This is a genomic window from Paenibacillus sp. sgz302164 (assembly GCF_056120505.1).
The window spans coordinates 197,501-218,318 of the sequence record NZ_JBVYOL010000015.1 but is presented as its reverse complement, the minus strand read 5'-3'; the positions used below and the strand labels follow the sequence as shown (position 1 = coordinate 218,318).

General features: G+C 48.1%; 25 protein-coding genes and 19 tRNA genes. 42 read left to right on the top strand and 2 right to left on the bottom strand.

Annotated elements, in window-relative coordinates; translation table 11 throughout:
* Positions 1-318 precede the first annotated feature (318 nt).
* From AC0LWT_RS24415 to AC0LWT_RS24285, 27 genes are all read left to right on the top strand, one after another.
* Positions 319-1,059, top strand: a complete 741-nt coding sequence (locus tag AC0LWT_RS24415) for a DNA-methyltransferase (RefSeq protein WP_474683877.1) — start codon at positions 319-321, stop codon at positions 1,057-1,059.
* Positions 1,060-1,292: 233 nt separating this feature from the next.
* Positions 1,293-1,520: a hypothetical protein gene (locus tag AC0LWT_RS24410; RefSeq protein ID WP_474683876.1), complete on the top strand. Its 228-nt coding sequence runs from the start codon at positions 1,293-1,295 to the stop codon at positions 1,518-1,520.
* Between the two features lie 354 nt (positions 1,521-1,874).
* Positions 1,875-2,132 (top strand): hypothetical protein, encoded by a 258-nt coding sequence (locus AC0LWT_RS24405; protein ID WP_474683875.1) that lies wholly within the window; start codon positions 1,875-1,877, stop codon positions 2,130-2,132.
* Positions 2,133-2,851: 719 nt separating this feature from the next.
* On the top strand, positions 2,852-3,280 hold the full coding sequence (locus AC0LWT_RS24400; RefSeq protein WP_474683874.1) for a hypothetical protein: 429 nt from the start codon (positions 2,852-2,854) through the stop codon (positions 3,278-3,280).
* A gap of 95 nt (positions 3,281-3,375) precedes the next feature.
* Positions 3,376-3,912 carry a hypothetical protein gene (locus AC0LWT_RS24395; protein WP_474683873.1) on the top strand — a complete coding sequence of 179 codons (537 nt, stop codon included), beginning with the start codon at positions 3,376-3,378 and terminating at the stop codon, positions 3,910-3,912.
* A gap of 100 nt (positions 3,913-4,012) precedes the next feature.
* Positions 4,013-4,534, top strand: coding sequence for a hypothetical protein (locus AC0LWT_RS24390; RefSeq protein WP_474683872.1), 522 nt, complete (start codon positions 4,013-4,015; stop codon positions 4,532-4,534).
* A gap of 1,216 nt (positions 4,535-5,750) precedes the next feature.
* The gene (locus tag AC0LWT_RS24385) at positions 5,751-5,981 is read left to right on the top strand and encodes a hypothetical protein (RefSeq protein WP_474683871.1); all 231 of its coding nucleotides are present in this window, start codon (positions 5,751-5,753) and stop codon (positions 5,979-5,981) included.
* 332 nt (positions 5,982-6,313) lie between these two features.
* Positions 6,314-6,391: transfer RNA gene (locus AC0LWT_RS24380), tRNA-Glu, on the top strand.
* 4 nt (positions 6,392-6,395) lie between these two features.
* Positions 6,396-6,469: transfer RNA gene (locus AC0LWT_RS24375), tRNA-Gly, on the top strand.
* Positions 6,470-6,471: 2 nt separating this feature from the next.
* A tRNA-Phe gene (locus AC0LWT_RS24370) sits at positions 6,472-6,547 on the top strand.
* Positions 6,548-6,549: 2 nt separating this feature from the next.
* Positions 6,550-6,621, top strand: a tRNA-His gene (locus AC0LWT_RS24365).
* A gap of 6 nt (positions 6,622-6,627) precedes the next feature.
* Positions 6,628-6,702, top strand: a tRNA-Gln gene (locus tag AC0LWT_RS24360).
* Between the two features lies 1 nt (position 6,703).
* Positions 6,704-6,791, top strand: a tRNA-Leu gene (locus tag AC0LWT_RS24355).
* A gap of 138 nt (positions 6,792-6,929) precedes the next feature.
* Positions 6,930-7,005 (top strand) — tRNA-Lys (locus AC0LWT_RS24350).
* A 4-nt stretch (positions 7,006-7,009) separates the two neighbouring features.
* Positions 7,010-7,095, top strand: a tRNA-Tyr gene (locus AC0LWT_RS24345).
* A gap of 3 nt (positions 7,096-7,098) precedes the next feature.
* Positions 7,099-7,175, top strand: a tRNA-Pro gene (locus tag AC0LWT_RS24340).
* A gap of 3 nt (positions 7,176-7,178) precedes the next feature.
* Positions 7,179-7,255, top strand: a tRNA-Glu gene (locus AC0LWT_RS24335).
* Between the two features lie 3 nt (positions 7,256-7,258).
* Positions 7,259-7,333, top strand: a tRNA-Asp gene (locus AC0LWT_RS24330).
* A 6-nt stretch (positions 7,334-7,339) separates the two neighbouring features.
* Positions 7,340-7,417: transfer RNA gene (locus AC0LWT_RS24325), tRNA-Ile, on the top strand.
* A 5-nt stretch (positions 7,418-7,422) separates the two neighbouring features.
* Positions 7,423-7,498: transfer RNA gene (locus AC0LWT_RS24320), tRNA-Asn, on the top strand.
* 1 nt (position 7,499) lies between these two features.
* A tRNA-Glu gene (locus AC0LWT_RS24315) sits at positions 7,500-7,572 on the top strand.
* 91 nt (positions 7,573-7,663) lie between these two features.
* Positions 7,664-7,739, top strand: a tRNA-Gln gene (locus AC0LWT_RS24310).
* Positions 7,740-7,985: 246 nt separating this feature from the next.
* Positions 7,986-8,070 (top strand) — tRNA-Leu (locus tag AC0LWT_RS24305).
* A gap of 4 nt (positions 8,071-8,074) precedes the next feature.
* Positions 8,075-8,152: transfer RNA gene (locus AC0LWT_RS24300), tRNA-Pro, on the top strand.
* Between the two features lie 3 nt (positions 8,153-8,155).
* Positions 8,156-8,238 (top strand) — tRNA-Leu (locus AC0LWT_RS24295).
* A gap of 9 nt (positions 8,239-8,247) precedes the next feature.
* Positions 8,248-8,319: transfer RNA gene (locus AC0LWT_RS24290), tRNA-Ile, on the top strand.
* 51 nt (positions 8,320-8,370) lie between these two features.
* Positions 8,371-8,949 carry a ribonuclease H-like YkuK family protein gene (locus tag AC0LWT_RS24285; protein WP_474683870.1) on the top strand — a complete coding sequence of 193 codons (579 nt, stop codon included), beginning with the start codon at positions 8,371-8,373 and terminating at the stop codon, positions 8,947-8,949.
* Between the two features lie 353 nt (positions 8,950-9,302).
* Here the strand turns inward: AC0LWT_RS24285 and AC0LWT_RS24280 are convergent, their stop codons facing one another.
* Positions 9,303-10,004, bottom strand: a complete 702-nt coding sequence (locus AC0LWT_RS24280; protein WP_474683869.1) for a hypothetical protein — start codon at positions 10,002-10,004, stop codon at positions 9,303-9,305.
* Between the two features lie 227 nt (positions 10,005-10,231).
* Between AC0LWT_RS24280 and AC0LWT_RS24275 the strand changes: the two genes are divergently transcribed.
* From AC0LWT_RS24275 to AC0LWT_RS24260, 4 genes are all read left to right on the top strand, one after another.
* On the top strand, positions 10,232-10,678 hold the full coding sequence (locus AC0LWT_RS24275) for a hypothetical protein (protein WP_474683868.1): 447 nt from the start codon (positions 10,232-10,234) through the stop codon (positions 10,676-10,678).
* A gap of 247 nt (positions 10,679-10,925) precedes the next feature.
* Positions 10,926-11,147: a hypothetical protein gene (locus AC0LWT_RS24270; protein WP_474683867.1), complete on the top strand. Its 222-nt coding sequence runs from the start codon at positions 10,926-10,928 to the stop codon at positions 11,145-11,147.
* A gap of 464 nt (positions 11,148-11,611) precedes the next feature.
* Positions 11,612-12,148 (top strand): hypothetical protein, encoded by a 537-nt coding sequence (locus AC0LWT_RS24265; protein ID WP_474683866.1) that lies wholly within the window; start codon positions 11,612-11,614, stop codon positions 12,146-12,148.
* A gap of 40 nt (positions 12,149-12,188) precedes the next feature.
* Positions 12,189-12,608: a DUF6884 domain-containing protein gene (locus AC0LWT_RS24260; protein WP_474683865.1), complete on the top strand. Its 420-nt coding sequence runs from the start codon at positions 12,189-12,191 to the stop codon at positions 12,606-12,608.
* A 98-nt stretch (positions 12,609-12,706) separates the two neighbouring features.
* On the opposite strand, the gene AC0LWT_RS24255 is transcribed toward AC0LWT_RS24260, so the two are convergent.
* Entirely contained in the window at positions 12,707-12,988 is a 282-nt protein-coding gene (locus AC0LWT_RS24255) for a hypothetical protein (RefSeq protein ID WP_474683863.1), read from the bottom strand.
* On the opposite strand from AC0LWT_RS24255, the gene AC0LWT_RS24250 reads away from it, so the two are divergent.
* The 11 genes from AC0LWT_RS24250 (at position 12,959) to AC0LWT_RS24200 (ending at position 20,814) form a co-directional block, all read left to right on the top strand.
* Complete coding sequence (locus AC0LWT_RS24250; protein WP_474683862.1) at positions 12,959-13,564, top strand: hypothetical protein; 606 nt, start codon at positions 12,959-12,961, stop codon at positions 13,562-13,564. The genes AC0LWT_RS24255 and AC0LWT_RS24250 overlap by 30 nt on opposite strands.
* 16 nt (positions 13,565-13,580) lie before the next feature.
* Positions 13,581-13,952, top strand: a complete 372-nt coding sequence (locus AC0LWT_RS24245) for a hypothetical protein (protein WP_474683861.1) — start codon at positions 13,581-13,583, stop codon at positions 13,950-13,952.
* 417 nt (positions 13,953-14,369) lie between these two features.
* A complete protein-coding gene (locus tag AC0LWT_RS24240) occupies positions 14,370-15,209 on the top strand; it encodes a DNA adenine methylase (protein ID WP_474683860.1) in 840 nt (279 codons plus the stop codon).
* Positions 15,210-15,258: 49 nt separating this feature from the next.
* Positions 15,259-15,681: a hypothetical protein gene (locus AC0LWT_RS24235; protein ID WP_474683859.1), complete on the top strand. Its 423-nt coding sequence runs from the start codon at positions 15,259-15,261 to the stop codon at positions 15,679-15,681.
* On the top strand, positions 15,665-15,994 hold the full coding sequence (locus tag AC0LWT_RS24230; protein ID WP_474683858.1) for a hypothetical protein: 330 nt from the start codon (positions 15,665-15,667) through the stop codon (positions 15,992-15,994). Before AC0LWT_RS24235 ends, AC0LWT_RS24230 begins: the two co-directional genes overlap by 17 nt.
* A gap of 77 nt (positions 15,995-16,071) precedes the next feature.
* On the top strand, positions 16,072-16,965 hold the full coding sequence (locus tag AC0LWT_RS24225) for a hypothetical protein (RefSeq protein ID WP_474683857.1): 894 nt from the start codon (positions 16,072-16,074) through the stop codon (positions 16,963-16,965).
* A gap of 61 nt (positions 16,966-17,026) precedes the next feature.
* A complete protein-coding gene (locus AC0LWT_RS24220; protein ID WP_474683856.1) occupies positions 17,027-17,524 on the top strand; it encodes a hypothetical protein in 498 nt (165 codons plus the stop codon).
* Positions 17,525-17,720: 196 nt separating this feature from the next.
* Positions 17,721-18,710: a DNA cytosine methyltransferase gene (locus AC0LWT_RS24215; protein WP_474683855.1), complete on the top strand. Its 990-nt coding sequence runs from the start codon at positions 17,721-17,723 to the stop codon at positions 18,708-18,710.
* A 97-nt stretch (positions 18,711-18,807) separates the two neighbouring features.
* On the top strand, positions 18,808-19,524 hold the full coding sequence (locus AC0LWT_RS24210; protein WP_474683854.1) for a hypothetical protein: 717 nt from the start codon (positions 18,808-18,810) through the stop codon (positions 19,522-19,524).
* Between the two features lie 29 nt (positions 19,525-19,553).
* Positions 19,554-19,844, top strand: a complete 291-nt coding sequence (locus tag AC0LWT_RS24205; protein WP_474683853.1) for a hypothetical protein — start codon at positions 19,554-19,556, stop codon at positions 19,842-19,844.
* 100 nt (positions 19,845-19,944) lie between these two features.
* Positions 19,945-20,814 (top strand): N-6 DNA methylase, encoded by an 870-nt coding sequence (locus AC0LWT_RS24200; protein WP_474683852.1) that lies wholly within the window; start codon positions 19,945-19,947, stop codon positions 20,812-20,814.
* Positions 20,815-20,818: the final 4 nt, after the last annotated feature.

Below are 20,818 nucleotides of genomic sequence, written 5' to 3'. Positions count from 1 at the left end.
TGCGTACTAGAGGGGCGATAGAATTTGTGGGCTAAATTCAAATACGGCGGCCGATCAGCTCATTGGTTTCCCGATCCAAAAAGAGCAGTAACGGCCTGTGGCAGAATTGTCATAGAAGGTCGCGTTCGGGTGATAACGGAACTGTCTAGTGACACAAATCCACCTACATTCATTAGGTGTTAGATCGGCCAGAAAATAGCGGTTATGCAGGGAAATTTGTGTCGTTAGACAGGAACGTTTTAAAAACCGTTGCTGCCGGGAGTGTCAGAAATCTACTCATACAACATTATGAATATGGAGGAAAATGGGGGGCCCAGGGTGCGTAATCAGATCATTCATGGAGACTGTCTAAAATTCATGCCACTAATACCGAGCGGCAGCATAGATATGATTCTCTGCGATCTTCCGTATGGTACGACCAAAAGCAAGTGGGATACGATAATCCCGTTTGATCAACTTTGGCTTCAATACGAGCGAATCATAAAGGAAAATGGAGCGATCGTTTTATTCGCAAAAGCACCTTTCGATAAGATGCTTTGGGCAAGCAATCCAAAACTATTCCGTTATGAATGGATTTGGGCGAAGAACAAGGCGACTGGGCACCTGAATGCTGAGCATATGCCAATGCAGTCGCATGAAAATATCTTGATATTCTACAAAGCTCTCCCTGTTTACAACCCGCAGAAAACAACAGGGCATAGACCAATGAATTTCACCCAGCGAGCGAACACCAGCACGGTCTATGGTAACGTTGAAGGAATTAATAAAGCGGGAAGTACGGAACGTCATCCACAATCGATATTACATTTTCCAGTAGTGAACAACGATGATCCGCGCCGCATCCATCCTAATCAAAAGCCAGTAGAATTGCTGCGGTTCTTGATAAGGACCTATACGAATGATGGGGATTTAGTTCTCGATAACTGCTCGGGCAGCGGTGCGACTGCAGAGGCTTGCATAAGTACAAACAGGGAATTTATTTGTATTGAGAAGGATCAGGAGTTTGTAGAGAAGTCCCAGCGTCGCATACGGAATGTGCAGACTTTAATTAACTTTTGACGATCCCGCTATGGGAATTGTACTGATGCTATCCGAGGATATTGAGCAGGGTAAGGAGTGTGTGCGAGAGGTCAGGGTCTTGCGGGATGTGCAAGAAATTCTTCCTGACGTCGCCTTCAAATCCCTCGCGTTTCTACATTATGTTATTTCAAAGCAGCAAAAGCTCGCGAACTAGAAGAGACAGCCGTTAAGTAATTCAGTGAATTTAGCCGAACATAAGGAGGGAAATCTCGTTGATTCAGAAAATTAAATCTTATCTAAAGCCAATACATCTCCACGCTTATAAGAAACCTGCGATGAAATTGCCGGAAATCACAGGATTATTTTATGTAATACCAGATCCAACACTACCGAGCAGATTGTGCTATGAAGTTATCTACCCTGATGGTGAGGTTGATTATGTTCCTCTCAGTGAAGTTGAAAATGGAAATCACCAAATTGTTTCACAGGATACTGAATGAATATCAATTTTCCACGAGGTGATTAAGGATGGTAAAACGAACATAGGAGGGTGAAAGTTAAGGGACCATGACGAGAACCGAAAGTGTGCGAAAACGATGAATTGGTAGAGGAGTTTGAGCTGGCTTGCCGCGCCGGTGACTATAAGTTTGCCGAGGAATACAAAAAAAGAGATTATCAGACGCTTGGACATGCTCAATAAGGTTGAGTCAACAACAAACAGTCAATGAATCATTATCTTCGACCCAGTTGGTGAGCAACGTCGTATGGAAGAGCTAGACAAATGGTTATCAAAAGAAGCTTCGGATCACGAATGAACTTCGATGAATAACATGCCAATAAGGGAGAACATGAGCATGACTAAAACTTGTTTAGGTTGCAACGCAGAATTTTCCGGCGACGTTTGCGATATTTGCTATGACGCTGCTGGGAAGACAGTAGAAAGAATCGATCATTATAAGGGATACGCTATCTTGAAGTATAGCTTTGAGGATGGATTTAGAGTTGATTTTGGAACAATGCGCTCTAAATTGGTTCCAGCGATAAAAGATGCGCGGGAACTGGTTGACTATAGTTTGTCGCCTGATATATGGGGTGGCGATGATCCTCAGTGAATATCAATTTTCCACGAGGTGAAAAGTAACGCGGCACGAACGGAAAGATGGAAACGAACGACTTCACGATGCCATGTAAGGAAATGGAGATTTTCAAACGGTTATTAGTAGCGGAGAGCAACAGATGCTTCAGCCTTTCATTGATGGGATTATGGACGACCTTTCCTGTCTAGTGATGATGGAAACATAGTGTTAATGAACCGGAGCGGGACCCGCTCCGGTATTTATTTTTAAAGCATACCTTTGCCGATTCGGCAAAACTATGCCGGATTTTACTCGCGGCAAACTTATGCTTTAATTCAGAAATTCCCGATAAAACGGACATTTAGGTCAAAAAAACAAGCCAAAACCCAACGAATTTGCGGTAAAGATATGCTTTAATAAAATATTTCCAGCAAACTTATACTTTACTACCTTCCCTAGTAACCGTTCCTCGATCGCTCTTTTACTTCTTACTTTGCTTCGGCGGGATCAGCTTTTCTTCAGCCTTTTTAGCTAACTGCGCAAATTGTGTGGCTAATTTTTTATCCATGCTCATGTCCTCCCAGGGCAGATATTTACTTACCATCCTTGCCCAATATTTCGAAAAATATACCCCACAATACTCATAATATCCCTGCACCTTCTCATATGCTTGTACCAATATGAAATTTGGATTCTTGGAATTATGTCCCTAGAGCTAATAGGGGGCAACCATCCTTGAAGGGAGTAGTGGAGAGGTGCTGAATAAAGATTTTTTTCGTCCGAATCAGTCATTGCCGAAAATCATTGCGGATCCTGTTGTTCCCTCCAAGGAGCGGGTTCGTCAGGTACGGGGAGACAAAATTAAAGACGTAAAATTCCCCGTTACAGAAGAGCAGCGTAAGGAGCTCCGCCGTCGTGCCGGGGCAGTCAGAGGGCAGGCCAAAAAGGAGACTGAATCGAATACCGAAATCCTACTTGCTGCTCTCAGAGAATTTCAGTTGCATCCGGAGAAGTACCCGCCCATTCCCTATAAAGACACTGGGACGTACATGCACGCGAAACCCCGCATGCGTGATTATCGTCTGTTGGAAGAACTGTATGTCAACCTGAACGAAAAGTCACGCCGCAGCTTCATTTATCGGCTCATGATGAACCAAATTGGAATGGGGGGCGGGCGACCGTGAGGGAAAAATTCAGTCGAGTCGATACAATCGGTAACCTGCTCCAAGAGATATCGCAGCCCCCGCGCAGACAACGATTTCTTGATAAATTGCTCGATATGATAGTAAAATCTAGCGAACCGAATCCTTGGGTCACGCTATACATTCGGGCGACAGATCTCGATTTTGCCCGGGCCGAATCGTTCCTTGATGATATGGAAGAGCTAACTGGGGGACTTCAGGTCACGTTATCGCAAATGATCGCCATATTGTACTATGATTTTATCACCCAGTTGCGGAAGACAAGTCAGCTGCACGAGATATTCAAATCGCTCGTCGAGCTGCGAAGAACATTTTCGCTGAAGCCGAGCGTGCTTGAGCTTTCCGAGAAAAACCCGAATCACTGGGCGCTGGAGGAGCGAAGAGTCGTGCTGAAAGGCGCAAAGATTCTGCAGCTGGAAGTTCCTATGTATGAGAAGTACGTTCGTCGCGGCGAATTCTTCTTGATGGAACTGCGCCAATTCGACGCTTCGTTTAGGATGACCGTTGAAGAACTGATATCCCTGCAGTTTCGTAACATGCTCGAGCATATCCGCCGCGGGAAGCATAATGATTTCATTCAGGATATCGTAGATAACTTATCCAGATATTCGTAGGCCGGCGCCGATCCGCCGCCAGTCCATTCCACCATGGTTAATATTTCCTCCATTTTTGCCGATAACATTAGTGAAAATATTAAATTTGGAGTGAATGATTATGGGGAAATTGTATGGTGTTATTGGAGTTTTGAGCATTAGCTTGCTGCTTGGAGCATGTACAGGGAATGGGGGCACGGATACCGCCGCAAAGAAACCAGCTGCTGACGCTACTGCTCCTGCTAGCAATTCAAAACCGACTGCATCCAACGTAACGGTCAATATGGGTGACCCGAAAGGCTTTAACGCCTATGAGAAGGGACAGACAGTTTCTTTTAACAATAACAGCACGGACCCGGATAAAAACCAAATCGTGTACTTCTGGGAATTTTATCGCGCCAGCGAATCCGACTCGTGGAAGCTTTTTAAAGAAGAAAAGGGCAATCCTGCTTCTTTCACCTTTACGGCCCCGGAGAAGGGCAAGTTTCAGGTCGGAATTGCCGTTATTGACTCTTATGGGGCTATCGGAGGGACCGATCCGGAATTCAAGAAGTTCATTGCTGATAACCAGTATTTCGGGTTGTATAAGGCACTTCCAGACATGAAAGCAACGATCGAGAAATCCGGCGCTATTAATAAATAATCTTAGTCGTCCTTTCCAAATTAACAAAACAAGGCCCGGAGCTCTCGGGCTTTTTTTCATATTGGGCTTAATTGATGATCGTTACGCCTAATGGCACCCAGAGACGCGGAATGTAGCCAAACGTGAACAGGAGCGGTACGGTGAAGCCCGACGAGAGCTCTCAACCATCGCAGAGTTTAGGACTCAGCCTGTGTGCTGTATAAGATTCGAAGGCGAAGAATAACCTTCCGAACAACCGCGGGCAAGCTGTCCGGCATTATGCTGCGAAAGGAACCGGCGTCCTGAGAGGCCGCGGCGGCGTTACCACCAATCTAATAGCTGGCGTGGCTAGGATGTCGGTATAGGTGTTGCAGAAGGAACCAGCGTGCTGCGACGGAGCCAGAGATCGACGTGGAGACTGGCGATAGGCTTGCAGCAGTGGGGCCGGGGGTGTTTGTTCCTACGACGGCGGACCAGCTATCAGCTTACGTGATGCGGGGGCACCTGCATCAATAGACAAGCGGCGCTAAACGATCGTTCCGCCGGAGGTAGTTGGGAAAACATCATACGTTCAGCAGGCAGCGGCGACGCGAAGGCGTCGTTCATCGATCATTACGTTGTGGCGGCCAGGGCCAAAGTGCGGTGATGATCGGTGATAGTTACGTCTCCGGGCGTTGCGGGACAACGGCATACGAACTTCAGGCGAACACAAGCGCGGCGATGGATGATTGGTCCAGAAGTAAGATTGTACTTTTGGAAAAATTAATCATTGCTACTTGACACTGAAGTTGGTATTGATTTATTATGAGGAAAATTTAGGTATGTAGGAAGGAGCGTGAGCGAGGATGAAAAAGGCATTTGGATATGAGCGCATTCAACAGTGGAGCCCATCGGAAGGCGACCATTTATTTATAAATGCCAAAAGCCTTATACCTCGCCACGCGGCCTTTTTTCGATATCCCTAACTCCCTGACGACAGGGAGGAATTGCAGGCAAAATTGCGTCATTTTTGACGCATTTGTCCGGATATGAAAAGACCGCTGGAGTCCAGCGGTCTTTTTGTTTTTATAAGGCGATGAGGGAATAAAGAAAAAAAATATAAAAAAAAAAGGGTTGACAGCAAAAATAACCCATGATAAGATCATAATCAGTAAAGCGGTAAAACATTAAAGCGATAAAGCACGAAAGCAAAAAAGTGTAACATTGTAAAAACTACGAAGAAAGGAAGGGATAGGCCATGAGAAAGCCATTATTTATGAATCCATGCGAGCAGTCTAATCAGCAACAGCCATTTGGCTATCATGAGATATCGATCATTCATGAGCATGCCGATATTTGGCGCGAGAGCGGCAGTAAAGGGGCATTTAGCAACCTTCTTAAAGCCTATATCCAGCCAATCAAAAGTAGTTTTTACGTGCCACGTTTGGGCCGTGCAATCCTAAAAAGAGGAGGAACGGCTCTAACGTGATCATGAATCGCGGACCGTTCTGAATCTGAATCCGTTGATCCATAGATTTGTACGTAAAAGGCTACTTGCACCCTTGGCGAGTGGTCCATTTGTGTTTGTCGTAATTCCGGACTACCGGGTTAGGCGAAACGATACAAGTGGAACCGCAATGGGCGAGTAGCCTTTTCTACACCGCAATAACGAACATATGTTTCATTGAGAGCGGGGTTATTGCACTCGTATTGAAAACGAGCGCCTCCAAGGGTTCAAAAGACCAAAGGTGAAGCCGGCTAACTCGCAATCAGCAAAATCGTCGATCACAGGTCAAATCCTGCTCGACCCTCCAAATACTTGGCGCATTAGGCAAGCGGTCTAAGCCACAGGACTTTCAATCCTGCATTCGCTCGGTTCGAATCCGGCAGGCGTCACCAAAATGCGGAATTAGTTTAACGGAAGAACGGGTGCCTCCCAAGCATTCGGTATGGGTTCGATTCCCGTATTCCGCTCCAATGGTTGGATAGCTCAGTTGGTAGAGCGATGGTTTGAAGAGCCATGCGTCGTCGGTTCGATTCCGGCTCCAACCGCCATGGAGGTCATGGCGAAATGGCCAACGCGACGGGTTGTGACCCCGTTATCACCGGTTCGATTCCGGTTGATCTCCCTATATTGCCTCTTAGCCAAGTTGGTAAGGCAGCGGCCTTTGAAGCCGCGATCCCAGGTTCAAGCCCTGGAGGGGCAGCCATGCGGCTGTGATGGAATGGCAGACATACGAGCCTCAGATGCTCGTGCAGCGAAAGCTCACCTGTGGGTTCAAGTCCCATTGCCGCACCAAAAAGTACATAAATGAACGGTTCGCAGAGTGTGAGTCGACCATGAGTTGGGTTCAGAGTTGTGGTTGAACGAAACACAAGCTGTAAAAAATCTGCCGGAGATTAACCCGCTCCAAGCAAGGATTTACCGTGTCCACAAGCTGGCGTAGCTCAATTGGCAGAGCAACTGACTTTTAATCAGTAGGTCAAAGGTTCAAATCCTTTCGCCGGCACCAATAGGGGAGAGTAGCGAAGAGGCTAAACGCAGCTGACTGTAAATCAACTCCCTTCGGGGTTCGGCGGTTCGAATCCGTCCTTTCCCACCATATCGGGATGTAGTTCAGCTTGGTAGAACGCTAGTTTCGGGTACTAGAGGTCATCGGTTCAAGTCCGGTCATCCCGACCATATGACGTAGTGGTGAAGCGGCATAACACACCTGTCTTTCGAACAGGGATACACGGGTTCGAATCCCGTCTACGTCTCCAATTCGGTTCCATAGTTCAGTTGGTTAGAACGCTGCGTTGTCAGCGCAGAGGTCAGGGGTTCAAGTCCCATTGGGCCGTCAATATGCTGTCGTAGCTCAGAACGGTTAGAGCATCCGGCTGATAACCGGAAGGTCGGTGGTTCAAGTCCACTCGACAGCACCATATTTAGGGTTATAGCCGATTTGGTAAGGCAGCGCACTGTTAATGCGTGCAATGCAGGTTCGAATCCTGCTATCCCTGCCATGGGATCGTAGCTCAGTTGGGAGCGCAGCTGCTTTTCAGGCAGCAGGTCGGAGGTTCGAGTCCTTTCGATTCCATCATTTATGTAGGGGTCCATGTTCCTCGGCGGCGAGTCTGCCTCCAAAGTAGACTGTGGTGGGTTCGATGCCCACGCCCCCTGCCAATCTTCGGGGTATAGAATAGCGGACTAATTCACGGGACTTTGACTCCCGCATCTCCGGTTCGAATCCGGATGCCCCTGCCACCGGGACGCTCAAGAAGTACATTCGACGATTTTGTTCGAATGGTTCGGTTCACTGCCGAACGTTCCGACAATTTGTTTTTCTGTCCATTGAAGCATGAACGACGGTTCAGATCGACAGGTTCTATTTGAGAGCTGACATCGTTAAAATGGACGGTCGCGTGGGCTTGTAGTTTAACTGGTAAAACACCCGACTCTTAATAGGTGAGAGTGCAGGTTCGAGTCCTGCCAGACCCGCATTTCTTCTGAGCGCCTCTGACGGAACGGCAGACGTAGCGAGCTTAAAATTCGTGGTCGAAAGACACTGAGGGTTCAAATCCCTCGAGGCGCACCAATATCGGGAAGTAGCTCAGCTTGGTCAGAGCACCTGCCCTGGGAGCAGGGGGCCGCATGTTCGAATCATGTCTTCCCGACCATATGGGATTGTGACGGAATGGTAGACGTAGTAGCTTAAGGAGCTGCGGATTGAAAGATCGTGGGAGTTCAAGTCTCCCCAATCCCATCATCATGAGGGCCTTTAGCTTAATGGCGAAGCAGTCGGCTCATAACCGGCCAAACGATGGTTCGATTCCATCAGGGCCCGCTAATCCAAGTACGAAAGGAAGAAGCCAACCTTGCATTACAGGTGAATCCCATGAAGACAAAAATACGACAATTCCCATTGATTCATGAAACGACGTTCCACAATACGACTGAAAAGGACCTTGAGTTTAGTGACGTTCTGGACCGAATTTCTCGTTTCATCGAGAGCGATCCGAGGGCTGTTTATCATCTCGTGGTTACGACGGATGCTCAGACCCATTCTGGCCACACGAAATTCGTAACATACATCGTAATATATCGTGTCGGCCGCGGCGCATGGCTGTGCAGCCGGCAAGTGATTCTCCCGAGGGAAATCCATTCTGTTCAAGAAAAATTGTCATTGGAAACAACCTTCTCAAGCGAGATTGCTGCCCATATCGGTTATGCTGAACGGAATCGCCTCGAAGACATCATTTTGCCGTATATCGACCAAGGGGCAGATATTCGTTTTATGGTCGATATCGATGGTGGTACGGGGGCGAAGAATAAGACGGCAGCCTACATTTCTGAAATGGTTGGTCGAATTGAAGCAATGGGTTTGATCGCACGGGTAAAGCCCGAATCGGTAATGGTGAGTGTTGCTGACCGCGAAACGAAAAGGCCATATCGGTTACGAGCTGCTTCTACTTAATTATAACGGCTTCCGGGTGAAAGGGGATTCCTCCAATTAGAGTCATGGACTTATACGTGTGAGCATGTACGAAGCACGGCCATGGTGACCAAATTCTCCTTCACCTTACGACCTTACATCAAGTGCTAAAATAGATCATTGCAGAGATGAAGGAAAAGAAGCCCATGTTACGGAAAAAGAAACCCCACCCAGTGTTGCTGTCCAAATGCCTTTCTTACGACCAAGATGAGCGCGACATAAATGTAAATCACAAGTATCAGATGATGATAGATTGCTGCAGGCATATCGGCAACTCCTTACATGTTGGTTTCGATATGCTTATTTACAAGTCATATGATTTTTGGTTTCGGTTGCTAGCTGATCAGGTCGTAGTTTTTTGCTACCTGCAGTGCGGTCACTAAAGCTTTGTTTTCCGCCCAAAGCTTTTGGTTCGATTTCTCCATTTCGGCATACTTTTGCGCTTCACTACCGACCAGCTCTTCCCATTCCTTGTTTTCATTCCGAAGACGAACAATTTCCTCTTGTGCTTCCTGCAGCTGCTGCACTAGCGAAGCATCTCTCTCTTCCGGAGCAAGGGCTTGAAGGCTGTTTCGCTCCTCAAGTTGCTTCTCTAAACTCGCATTTTTTTGTTGTAGACCTTCAATAAGAATGTTTTTTCCTTTGAGAAGTTCTTTGTTTTTTTGATACGTATGGTTCATATATTCATATTCGGCTTCAATTGCTCGTAAAGCGGCAGACAAATTACGAAATGAGGGTTGGCCATCGTCTTTAGATGGCGCGGAGTAAGTAGGCAGTGTAGAGAAATATTGCTTTATGGCCGGATCCTGATAGTCAATTTTTACAACGCCATTTTCGATATTACCGTATCGAATCGAGCAAGCTTTTTCGGTGCGGCCAAACAAAATCGAGGCTTGGGGAAAAATGTACTTATCCATGATATTCTTTGCTCTTCGCGAGTCCACAAACAACTTCAAGAGCAACATATCCAGATTCGACCACATTTTATTCTCATTCAAGAGCAATTCATTTTCATTCGAAACCGGATTTCCCTTCATTATATTCAGCTCCCATGGCTCATTTTATTATCATTCTTGCCGACAGGAACAAATATAAACGTTGCCCAGGGAAAAAGTTCTCAATTCATTCCTCAATTCATGACGAGGAATAAATTGATATCTATAAGTAATAATTCACTCCTTGGTTTCTGCCGGAAGCCTTGTTCATTCTGGGATAGGAAATCTACCGCGTTCATGTTACGGTCGCATGCAGAGATATCGATTATGTGGCCGTCCCTACCAACAAGCATGATACAGCAATTTTCATCCCCCTTTTCGAGAAGCAAGATAAAGATCGACCGGAGGAGTGGAAAGAAACATGGTGGAAAATGATTCTGTTTTCCACTGAAGAGCACGGAAGAATCTATAACAGCAATGTGGAGCATTATGCATTTAGCGGTGAGTATATCGTATTCAGCGAATGGGGGCGATACCGTAATGACAGGTTTACAATTCCTTTAGTGGACCCCAAACTATGGAATCAAATCCTCCCCTTTATCCTGGAAAGTGACTCCATGGATCAATACCATATGGGTGCGATATTAAAGCAATTGGGGGTGGAATGGGATTGGTACAATGGAGAGGATTTATACTATATGGACGGATTCTTAGATGCCTGGTTTTACGTCAAGGGGAAATCAGTCCCGCCGCTGGTTCCCGTTTTGAGCCTATAACCTCAATGGAAGCCAATTCGATGTTCCCCTCTTTTTTCAAATCAAGCTCTATGATATAATAATTGCATTACGATTCACAAAATTTTCCCTCCGTCCATTGCAAAATGATTCGTGTAGGGAAGGGTCAAGGCTACTAGCTAGCTAATAAACATAGGTTCGCACAATAGGAGACTATAAGGCATACGGGATACGTATGTCTTTTTTGCGTCTCCTTTTTGTCGTTCCGGAAAACATGGAGGTAATTAAAATGATGAAAAATCTCGCTGATCTCGTGACGTATGTGGTGGAGAAAACAAACGAGCGTCCCTTAAAAAACCTTGAATTTCGCACGTTCGTTTGCAACAACGGAACAGTTGTAGTTTGGGAGGACGGATCAGATACGCTTCAAATTCGTATCGTTAAAGGTGCTCCTGAACGAATTGACTTCACGTTTCCGAATGATCCTTCAGATAACAATCTTGTTAACTGAAGGAATTCGAGTACGTCAATGGTGAACAAGAGGACCGCTTACTTATCCACTTGAACCAAATGAGTAAACTGATGAGCGCATGCTTAGGGTGATAAGAGGGCTTGGCATATTTCATGTGCCGAGTCCTTTTTATTTCAATCGAGATATGGGGGGAGCATGCTTATGCAAATGGCAACGGCTTGTTGTCTGGCAGAACATGCTCAAAGAAGCGGGACTGAGTTCCCTTTGACTAGCGCGTCCCTCATTCGGGTGAGGACCCCGGTTTATACAGCATGCGGAGACGAACATCCAGAAATGGAACAGCTCCGCGATTGCTGCGGCAAACCCGCTCCACTCGACCCAACTACCCTTGGCGAGATTGGTGCGTCACCTGCAGGGAGGAGTTCAATAGCGATTTAAAGAGAAGTTCGATAGCTCACTGTCAAGAATTGGGTAATAAACAAGAATCAGGAGGATGGATAAAGATGGGTAAAGAGACGAGAGCAGGTTACGGGTACGGCATGCATCAACATGAAGCGGAGCGATACTTCATTGATTGGCTGAACAGGACTTACGGAGAGGACTCCTATCGGGGTGGCGGAAACGACATCACGGAGTGGTTGTCCAAGGATTGCGTCGAAATGCCGGTACCCGCTCAGGCTGCGAACAAGGCGAAAGCCACGAAACATTCGCGGGGGAGCGGTAAGCTGGTAAACGGGTTTCGGGTTACGAACGAAACGCCGGCGCTGCTGCGCCTTCAAATTTCTGCACAGTATGGTAGCCCTGTTGTCGTACCTGATGTTGTCGAGGAATACGCCCTAAAGCTTACTGACGCCAGGAAGATCGCCGACCGCATCGCTTTGAAGCATAATGCCGACGTGCATATCATCCCTTGTAGGCTCTGGCAGGATGAGCGAACCAAGCGCTTGTCCATAGCCGCCTGCTGCCTTGAGGTTACTCCTACGGGCGGAAAAGCGGCGAAACCGGGGAAGTGGCGTTTCGAGGTCGAGGTAAAGATTTAGCACCAATTGGGACCATAAATAAAAACGGGAGCGTGCAGGTATGAAACTCGCGGTCATTAGTTGCACCAAATTAAAGCAATCCTACCCATGCAGCGCGCAGCAATTGTACCAGCCCTCTTCTTTATTCCGCAAGTGCTGGCAGTACGTACAAACCCAGCGGTTCGATAAAGTCTATATTCTGTCCGCAAAGCACGGATTGACGGATCCGGATACGGTCATTGAGCCCTACGACCAAACTCTGGTTGGAGCGGGGAAGCAGGAGCTTATCCGCTGGTCCGAAAATGTTGCAAAGGATATAGTCGCGCTTCCTCCGGCTTCAGTAACTTTCTTCGCCGGAGGAAATTATCGAAAGTACCTCATTCCTCTGCTAGAGCGGCACGGCATTTCCTGCCATGTTCCTCTGGCCGGCTTGGGAATAGGGGAGCAGCTTGGTTTTTTTACCAAAGCACTCAACGGATAAGAAATGGCATGTCGATAGCTTAGCACGAAGTTGGCGGCAATAAATATGAATGAAATGGGAGTGATTTTGTGCGAAGGATTTCTCTCATTACAGAGTCTTCAGCACGGCCGAGTGAAGCGCTGCCGGCGTACCTGTTCTATCAGGGTAAACAAAGCCGGTGGATTAATAGCGTCATTGGGTATATGGTGGCCAGGGAATTTCCGCACGGCGATATCTACTTTCTGAGCCATTACGGTCATCGCATCATTGGCTTTGAAGAAATCGTCGAGCCGTATCCGAAACAGGAGAATCATCCTCGGAAAAGCGAAGCGGCGGAATTTGCCAATAAGGTCCTGGAATTCATATTCGCGATGGATGAGCTTCCCTTTGTCGAGATTCATACCGGCCGCACCTTAGCCGATCCGCTTAAGAAGCTGTTTGATGAACACCGCATTCCCTTCAGGATATTCGGCGATAGCGTCCCCCTCGGGGCGAAGCCTTCCTATTACCTGGATTTGATTGAGGAAGAGCGTAATAAGCGAAAGCTCAAGGATATCCAGCGTGAGAAGTGGCATATCACGTCGCTTGTTCGTTCGCAGAGCCCGCAGGAGGCCAGTGAGATTGTCACGAAGTACGGCAACCGCGCGCATGTCTTTGGGATCGAGCAAAACGTCCAAGAACTGAAGGGGCTGCTCGGGAATTATCAGCGGAAACGGAAGGAAGAGAGACAAGCGCTGCAGGAGCTGGAGAACGCGATGAAGCAGGAGGACCGTTCGGGTGAATTGGAAGGCTTTCTGCAACAGCAGAAATCCCTCGCCGATCTCCACTCCGATCGGAACTTCGAGCAGGTCAAAAATAAATTTGGAAAGAGCATTGCAAAATTGATTTTGTACCTGATCAAGCGCAACTACGCTCAGTTGATGGAAAACAAGATCGGCGAAGCACTACTGCGGTTGCAGATTGCTCTTATCAAATAATTCGGGGGTAATTGAGATGCAAGAGCCTATCTTTAACGAAAAACAAATGCTTCGTCTTGTGGAAAAAGATGCGTATCTGACATTCATGTATAACGATCTCCAGAAGAAGGGCCACGCTCCAGGTTATGCGCTTGAGGTCGTTTTCAACTCGAACGTACTGGAAGACTCCGTGTACACGGACGAATACAACAAGTGCCTATCAGCTTTTGAATATGGGCAGCGGGCGTTTGCAAACGGTATGAAATGCGTTCCGGCAAGCGACCATGAATTCCTGAATACCCATATCAAAGGTTTAAAGGTCGGCGAAGGTCTATCACTTATTCAGCAATGGATTGAAGGTTGGATGAAGGCAAACTTAACTATACCTGTCGATTCATCTGTAGAATAATTTTCGCTAAACGAGTTATCTTCCACAGGATGCAAGTAAAGTTGCGGCGCTGGCTCAAGATCCGGCTGCCCTTCGTACTGTTGTCGAGCATGGCTGCTAATGGATCATACTTAATGTAAATGCGCTGGTCATTCCGGAGCTACCAACATACGAGTGGTAAAATTCGTTAGGAGGCAGTTATGGAAATAAAAATCAAATGTCTGCCAGATAAACCAACTCTCTAATAACAGGTGTGAGGAAGGAGCGGGTACCGCCTTGCGTTATCCGTTTTGAGGTTCATTGTAGCCCCCTTCAGCGAGCTCCCTTCCGGGATAAGTAGCACTTGCGCGGTTCTTCGAGAAAGCGCAAGAGGACAAATAGAGTCCTGCCGATTTCCGAATCGATTTCACATGAATTCGGAAACAGGAGAGATGGAATATGGCTCGTATGAGTGAAGCTGCAATAGATAATGGGGTAGGAAGCATTCGCTGGTTCGGAGCAAAGGCTGCGCTTTCAAGTCGTATCATCCCGTACATTCGCAAAATGCACTGCTGGGTGGATGTATTCGGAGGTGGCGCCAGCATGACCGTTGCCCGAGATCCGTGGCGCGTTGAAGTGTTCAATGATGCGGACCATGACCTTGTGAACTTCTATCTCGTCTTACGTAGCGATAAAGAAAAGTTGATCGATGCCCTTATGTCACTTCCGACCAGTCGGTATCTTTATGAGAAATGGCTTCATGAAGAACTTCCGAGCGATCCGTTTGAGCGCGCAGTGCGGTGGTATTACCGGCTTCGCCAGTGCATCATACCCATGAGCAACGAAAATAGTGGGTGGAGGGCGAGCAAGGTAAAGAGCACGGCTGTCGATTATCAGAATGCGGTTGCTCGACTGGATGCTTTCGAGCGGCGATTCCGATCGGTAAATATCGAATGCCTGGATTTTCGAGAGGTCATCATGCGTTACGACGGCCCCGATGTATACTTCTTCTGTGACGCTCCTTATGTTGGTCGTGAAAACTGCTATAAAGGCGGCTTCCGATATGAAGATCACACCGAGCTTGCCTATATGCTACGCCACATTCAAGGCAAATGCATGGTAACGTACTTTGGCGATCCTCTGATTTTGGAGCTATACAAAGATTGGCATTATGTGACGTTCGATACGAAGGTCGGTACCGTGGCTAAAGCGGAACTTGGTCAAACCCGTAGAGTAGAAACGGAATATGTCTTCATGAACTATGTTCCGGAAAAATCGGGTCAGATCTCTTTTTTTTAACGAAAATAAAAAAAAGTGGTAATAAAAACTCAATAAGGGAGCTGTTGATATGGCGAATTGTCATTACTGCAAGCAAGAATTGGAGAACGGGACTTGCTGCACGAATGAAAGTTGTGACATTCACAGAATGAAAAATCTGTACTTCAAACCGTGGGACCTGTCGAAAGAGCAGATCGAAGAAAGACTTGTGGGTATCGACGTCCAATGGAAATGGACCGGCACGCAGTTTTCCTTCTCCGTCACTCCAGAGACTTTTCATGAAGTTCGGTCAAAGATCGAGGGGATCAATCGGGAGAACGGTTCGATTTTGTGGGATAGCAATATCGACTACGTGCTCTCGAGCCCCAAGGAAATCGAACAGCAGATTCGTGATACGTGGGCAGCGCCTGGGGAGCCGATTATCATTCGGTTTTATCCGACTGACGACCCGGATGAGGTACCGGAGGGTGATTCACTTGGCAACGATCGTTGAGCATGTGGAAGGCTACACGGACGTCCAAATCCATGAGGGCATCTTATGCGGCAACTGCGGGACGGGGAATACAATTCAAACCGAGGCCCGCTCCTGCCGCTGCGGAAAAAGGATGGAGCCGCATACGTTCGATTTTAGCAAGTGGGTCCCGGGGTATGTGGTCATCCGCTGTGACTGCGGCGCCAAACTCGACTGCACAGGATTTACGATTACCTGCAGGTGTGGCCGCGACTACAATTTTGCCGGTACAGAGCTTGCTCCACGTGAGTTTTGGGGTGAGGAAACCGGCGAAACTTGGCGGGATTGCAACTGACCCGGTTATAAATAAGACGCACGGGGGAGATTCGCTTTTGGCTGTCTCCCTTTTGCTTTTGGAGGATGGCGTAGGCTATGCAGATTACCTTTGAGCTCGAACAAGTGGAGGAATCCCCTCCTGCAGCCCCGCAGTCAAGGAAGCGAAAGACCCGCCGATTTCATCCCGCTCCGCAGGAGGTTTCGTCAACACTGATGTCGTTTGGCGAAGAGGACTGCGGCGCATATGGACCATGGATTGTGACTTTTAAAACGGACCGCGATTGTGTCGCTCTCGCAGATCGGCACTACTCGCGCGTTACGATCGGGGCGTCACAGTTCACGAGGCCCGGGGAGAACTTGGTACTTAGGACGCAGCTCGGTGATGCCGTATGGTGTTCATGGAAATCCGTTAAACGAAAAGATCGGTTTCGTGATGTCATCGAATCAACAATTTTCCGAAATGAGTCCCAGTATCTATCGTCGGATTTGGTGAAATGGGCGATCTACGCGAGCATTCAGAGATGGGGTGTGCCAGCCGAGGGTTTTATCACGTTTGTTAAGGATTCCGCCGTCAAATCGGAGAATCCGGGGGCAAACTACCTTCTCGCTGGCTTTAAGAAAGTAGGGAAAACGAAGGCCCGTAACCTGACCATTCTTCAGCTCTTTCCGGAAGACATACCGGAAGCCATTACAGAAGTCCATCTCATTCATATGCTGCAGATGGCGAAGGATCACATCAAGCTGGCGATGGATAACGGTGAGTTCGTCAGCGCGCTCGATTTGTACAACGATGCTTTACAAATCGAGCAGAAGCTCCGCCGGATGAAGAGTGAGAAGGCCAGGCGCAAGGGACAGAAGTGGGATCCATTCGAACCCAACGAGGACCCTATGGACTTCCTTTTCTCGATGTGTCCAGAATGGCTGCCCGCCGATGTGTTCGAGCTTGATGAAGTTCGATCAGCGTTTGAACTGTATTTCGGCGAGCTTTAGCCAGAATCGGGCGATGGATGGTAATAAATAATTGCGGCTTGGGCCGATGGGGGCGATAAAGATGCCGAAACCTAGACCGGTCGAAGTCCATGTGAACAGTACTGGGAAGAAGCAATATAAGCTGCAGGAGCTAATCCATAGCCGGAAGGGGTATGTCTTTGTTCCGATCGACGGAAAGAAAAAGACAGACCTTTTCAATAAAGGCTTTCTGGATGGCAGAAAAGAGCCGATTCGCCTCGAGTCGACTTATGATTCGTGCTCAGAGGCGACTCAGGTTCTTGCCTTCTCGGCTGCCGAGTTTGCAGGAAGGATCAAATCCTCCTACATTACCGGCATTGTTCCACTGGACCAAACATTTCTCATTTCCACTCGGGAAGCGGACCGCTTTATATCTGCGGTTTGTGAAGGGTGCGATCATTACGGCGAGCTGAACTGTTTCCGAAAAGGATTTCGCTGCGCCGAAGAAGATCGGGAGAAATATCGGGATAGTACCTGGTTTGAGTTAAAGAAAGAGGCTCGTAAGGAGCGGAAACGTCTTGCATTTCCCGTTAAGGGTTGAGGGATACAACGGCGCCCCTGCCACAGTAAGAATACCTTGGGCGCCCGCGGTTCTTTAATGTACCTCATAAAATCGTCGCAAGCAAAAGGGGCGGGCATAGAAACCCTTTTGGCAAGTGCGGAGCGATGACCCGACATCTCTCATATCGGTTGTCCTCATAGAACTGTGAGCTTCACAGCGAAATGAGGACTTATACATGCAGCGTTTTGAAAAGCCGACGGTTTCGTCATTCTTTTCCGGTATGGGCGGACTTGACTATGGGTTCAAGGACTTGTTCGACATTCATTGGGCGAACGAATTTAGCCCCCATGCCGCGCGAATTCATCGGGCAAACATTGGAGGAGACGTCCTGGTTGGAGATATTACGCAGGTGCCTATATCCCGTATTTCCCCGGCAACGGGGTTTATTGGCGGGCCAAGCTGCATCGACTACAGCTCAGACGGAGCAAATCGAGGTGAACACGGCGAGCATGGTAGGCTCGTTTGGGTATATCAGGAGATTACCCAGCAGCTGCAGCCCGAATTCTTTCTCTTTGAGAACGTCTCCGGACTCGTTCAGCGACACCCGGGAACGTTTGAGCGGCTGCTTTCTGGCTACGGTCGTATCGGGTATAACGTCAGCTGGTGCATACTGAATGCCGCCGATTTTGGTGTTGCTCAACACAGGGATCGTGTTTTTGTCGCCGGAATCCGCCGGGATTTGGGATTTCATTTCCGCTTTCCTAATCCCCCGAAAATCAAACGAACCGTAAGGGAAGCGATCGGTAATTTGCCCGCTCCGGACACCATCGGTCCGCGCGATCGGGTTCTCGGCTCCTTTCCCAATCATACCGTGACGTGGGAAAGTCCGACACCGGAGCGAATTATTGATGTCATCTTGAACCCGCGGAATCAACGTCGAGGGATGCGGAGATTGGAATGGGACAAGCCAAGCCCGACGATCACGGCGCATATCAGTAAAGATGGTAGGGAGCATTTACACCCTGTCAAAAATCGTCGAATCACGGTACGAGAGGCGCTGCGGCTCTCCGGTTTTCCTGACACCTTTATCATGCCGGCGGATGTACCACTAACCGCGCAGTACCGATGCATTGGTAATTGTGTGGCTTACCCGGTTGCTTCGGCTCTGGCGCAGGCCATGTACCAACAACTGATGTTCGAAAAACATCATCGGATTGTGAGCTAGACTTGATGCTTAACCCCATAGAGACTACCCCTGCTGCAGAGGGAATTCATCAACCTCCCCGTGCAGCTAGGGGAGGTATCTACTGGAGGCCATAAATATGAAAAATCCATATACCGATTTAACTTATGCACGGAGCTGTACCTGCAACGGATCCAATCCGGATTGCCCCGAATGCGGTGGACATAACGTGGTGCCGATCGGCAATATCCTCTTTTCGGAGATGCAGGTTGGCCTTACGTATATCGTAAAAATGTATGAGGGTAACATTGGGGAATGCATGCTAAAGAAATGGGATGATCAACATTTATGCATTGCCTACTTTTTCTTGGACGGTAATGGTGAATTGTCTGAGGATTCCGATTTTCAAACGATTGCTTTCCGGATCGATTTGTTTGATAAGATGAGGAACATGCAGTCCCGTTACCTCGAGATCGAAGACTTTGTTGGGTATCTTCGATATCATCGTTTTCTCGATCGATACGACCTGGATACGATGGCCAATATCGTAGCGGCAGGGGTTTACAATGCTTTCTATTGCAACTGCCTGCGTGATCATGATCGTAAACATGGAACCAGGCTCCGCTCGCTTGTTTACACAGAGCCGGACACATCGAAGAATCCGGGCGAGAGGCATTATCGAGCGCTGCTTCGATTTGTGAACCAAGAAATCCGGTCAGGTGTAACGATGATGTGGGCGTTTCGACAATTTGAAAAAGAAAATGGTATGTCGGTCATTGAGGTACTGTATGAAGTCGAGAAATCACTCGAGCAGTTTATGGCTGATGCCGTTTTGAACGCTCGTTCCTACAATTAGAAAGCAGAACGAAACGGAGAGAGATCGCTATGAAGAAAAAGCATGTCGAGATAAAAGAACATGATATCGTGAAGATCGTTGCCAACGTAGAGGAGCGGGGGCGCTTTGCCAAAGTGCTTCGGGTACGAAAGGGCGAGAGCGGAGAAACGCTCTATACCTTGAAAGTGAACCACTATTGGAACTCCTCGGAGATGGTGAACCGGCACGGCAAATGGGAAGGGCAGCAATGGATTGCTGTGGTACTTACCGCTCGAGACATCGAGCTAAGGAAGCCGGCGCCGCAGCCCCAAACCTTTTCTTGCCTCCGAAACGCGGTTTAGCATCATCTGCTAATCCCTAAATATGCTTGCCCCTCCTGCACAGGGAATCTTTAACCTCCCCGTGCAGGTGGGGAGGTATTTTTAGGGAGGACAATTGAACATGTCCAAGCAGAAAGATAAAAGCCACTTTTATAGGATAGGCCGTTTTCCTACGGATCGACTCGACCAGCTCCCGCATGAAATTGCCGCATATGCTACGGCCATCGGTGGCATGCCACAAAGCCATGCAGACGTCTTCGAGAAGCGAGGGTGGCTCATGCCTTACCTATTTACTTACGACGATTTGTTGTGGGGGCGTTGGTCATACTGGACCGACGTACTTATGAAGGGGACGATAAAAGGAAGCGGCCCGATACCGCAAATAGCGTGGACGGATCCGTGGCGCCCCGCGGCTGAAGCAACGAAGAAAATGTTCGCAAGCTGTTTGAATCATCACGAAGCGAACATCGACAACTTTGCAGATTGGCTCCTATGGGGCCTTGCTGCCACAAACGAAAAGCCACGGATATCCGAGAAGCTTAACGAGCATTATTACCGCGAGTTCGACCTATTCCTTGTACTCGATAACCCGACTGATTACTTATCCGGGGTTTTATGCGACGAGACAGGTAAAGGTTATAAGTCAGGTCTTGGCTATTACCCGACTCCGTTTAACATCTCCCGTATGATGGTCGAATTGGCGCATGGCGGTGGTGAGCCGGAGCGTATGAAGCGGCAAACCGTCCTCGATTCCTGTGTCGGATGCGGTGCCATGCTGCTGCCGGCATCCAATTACTTTCTTCGCGGCTACGGTCAGGATATTTCCGGAATAGCCGTCAAGCTATGTACCATTCAGATGTATTGGTATGCGCCTTGGTACGCCCGTCCGGGCCAAGTGGAGGGGTATGATGAAGAGGAAACGCCGATTCAGCTCATCCCAGCCATCCCGAACAAAAACGTGACGGCTGATCAGCTGGCGTTTGTGTTTTAAGGAG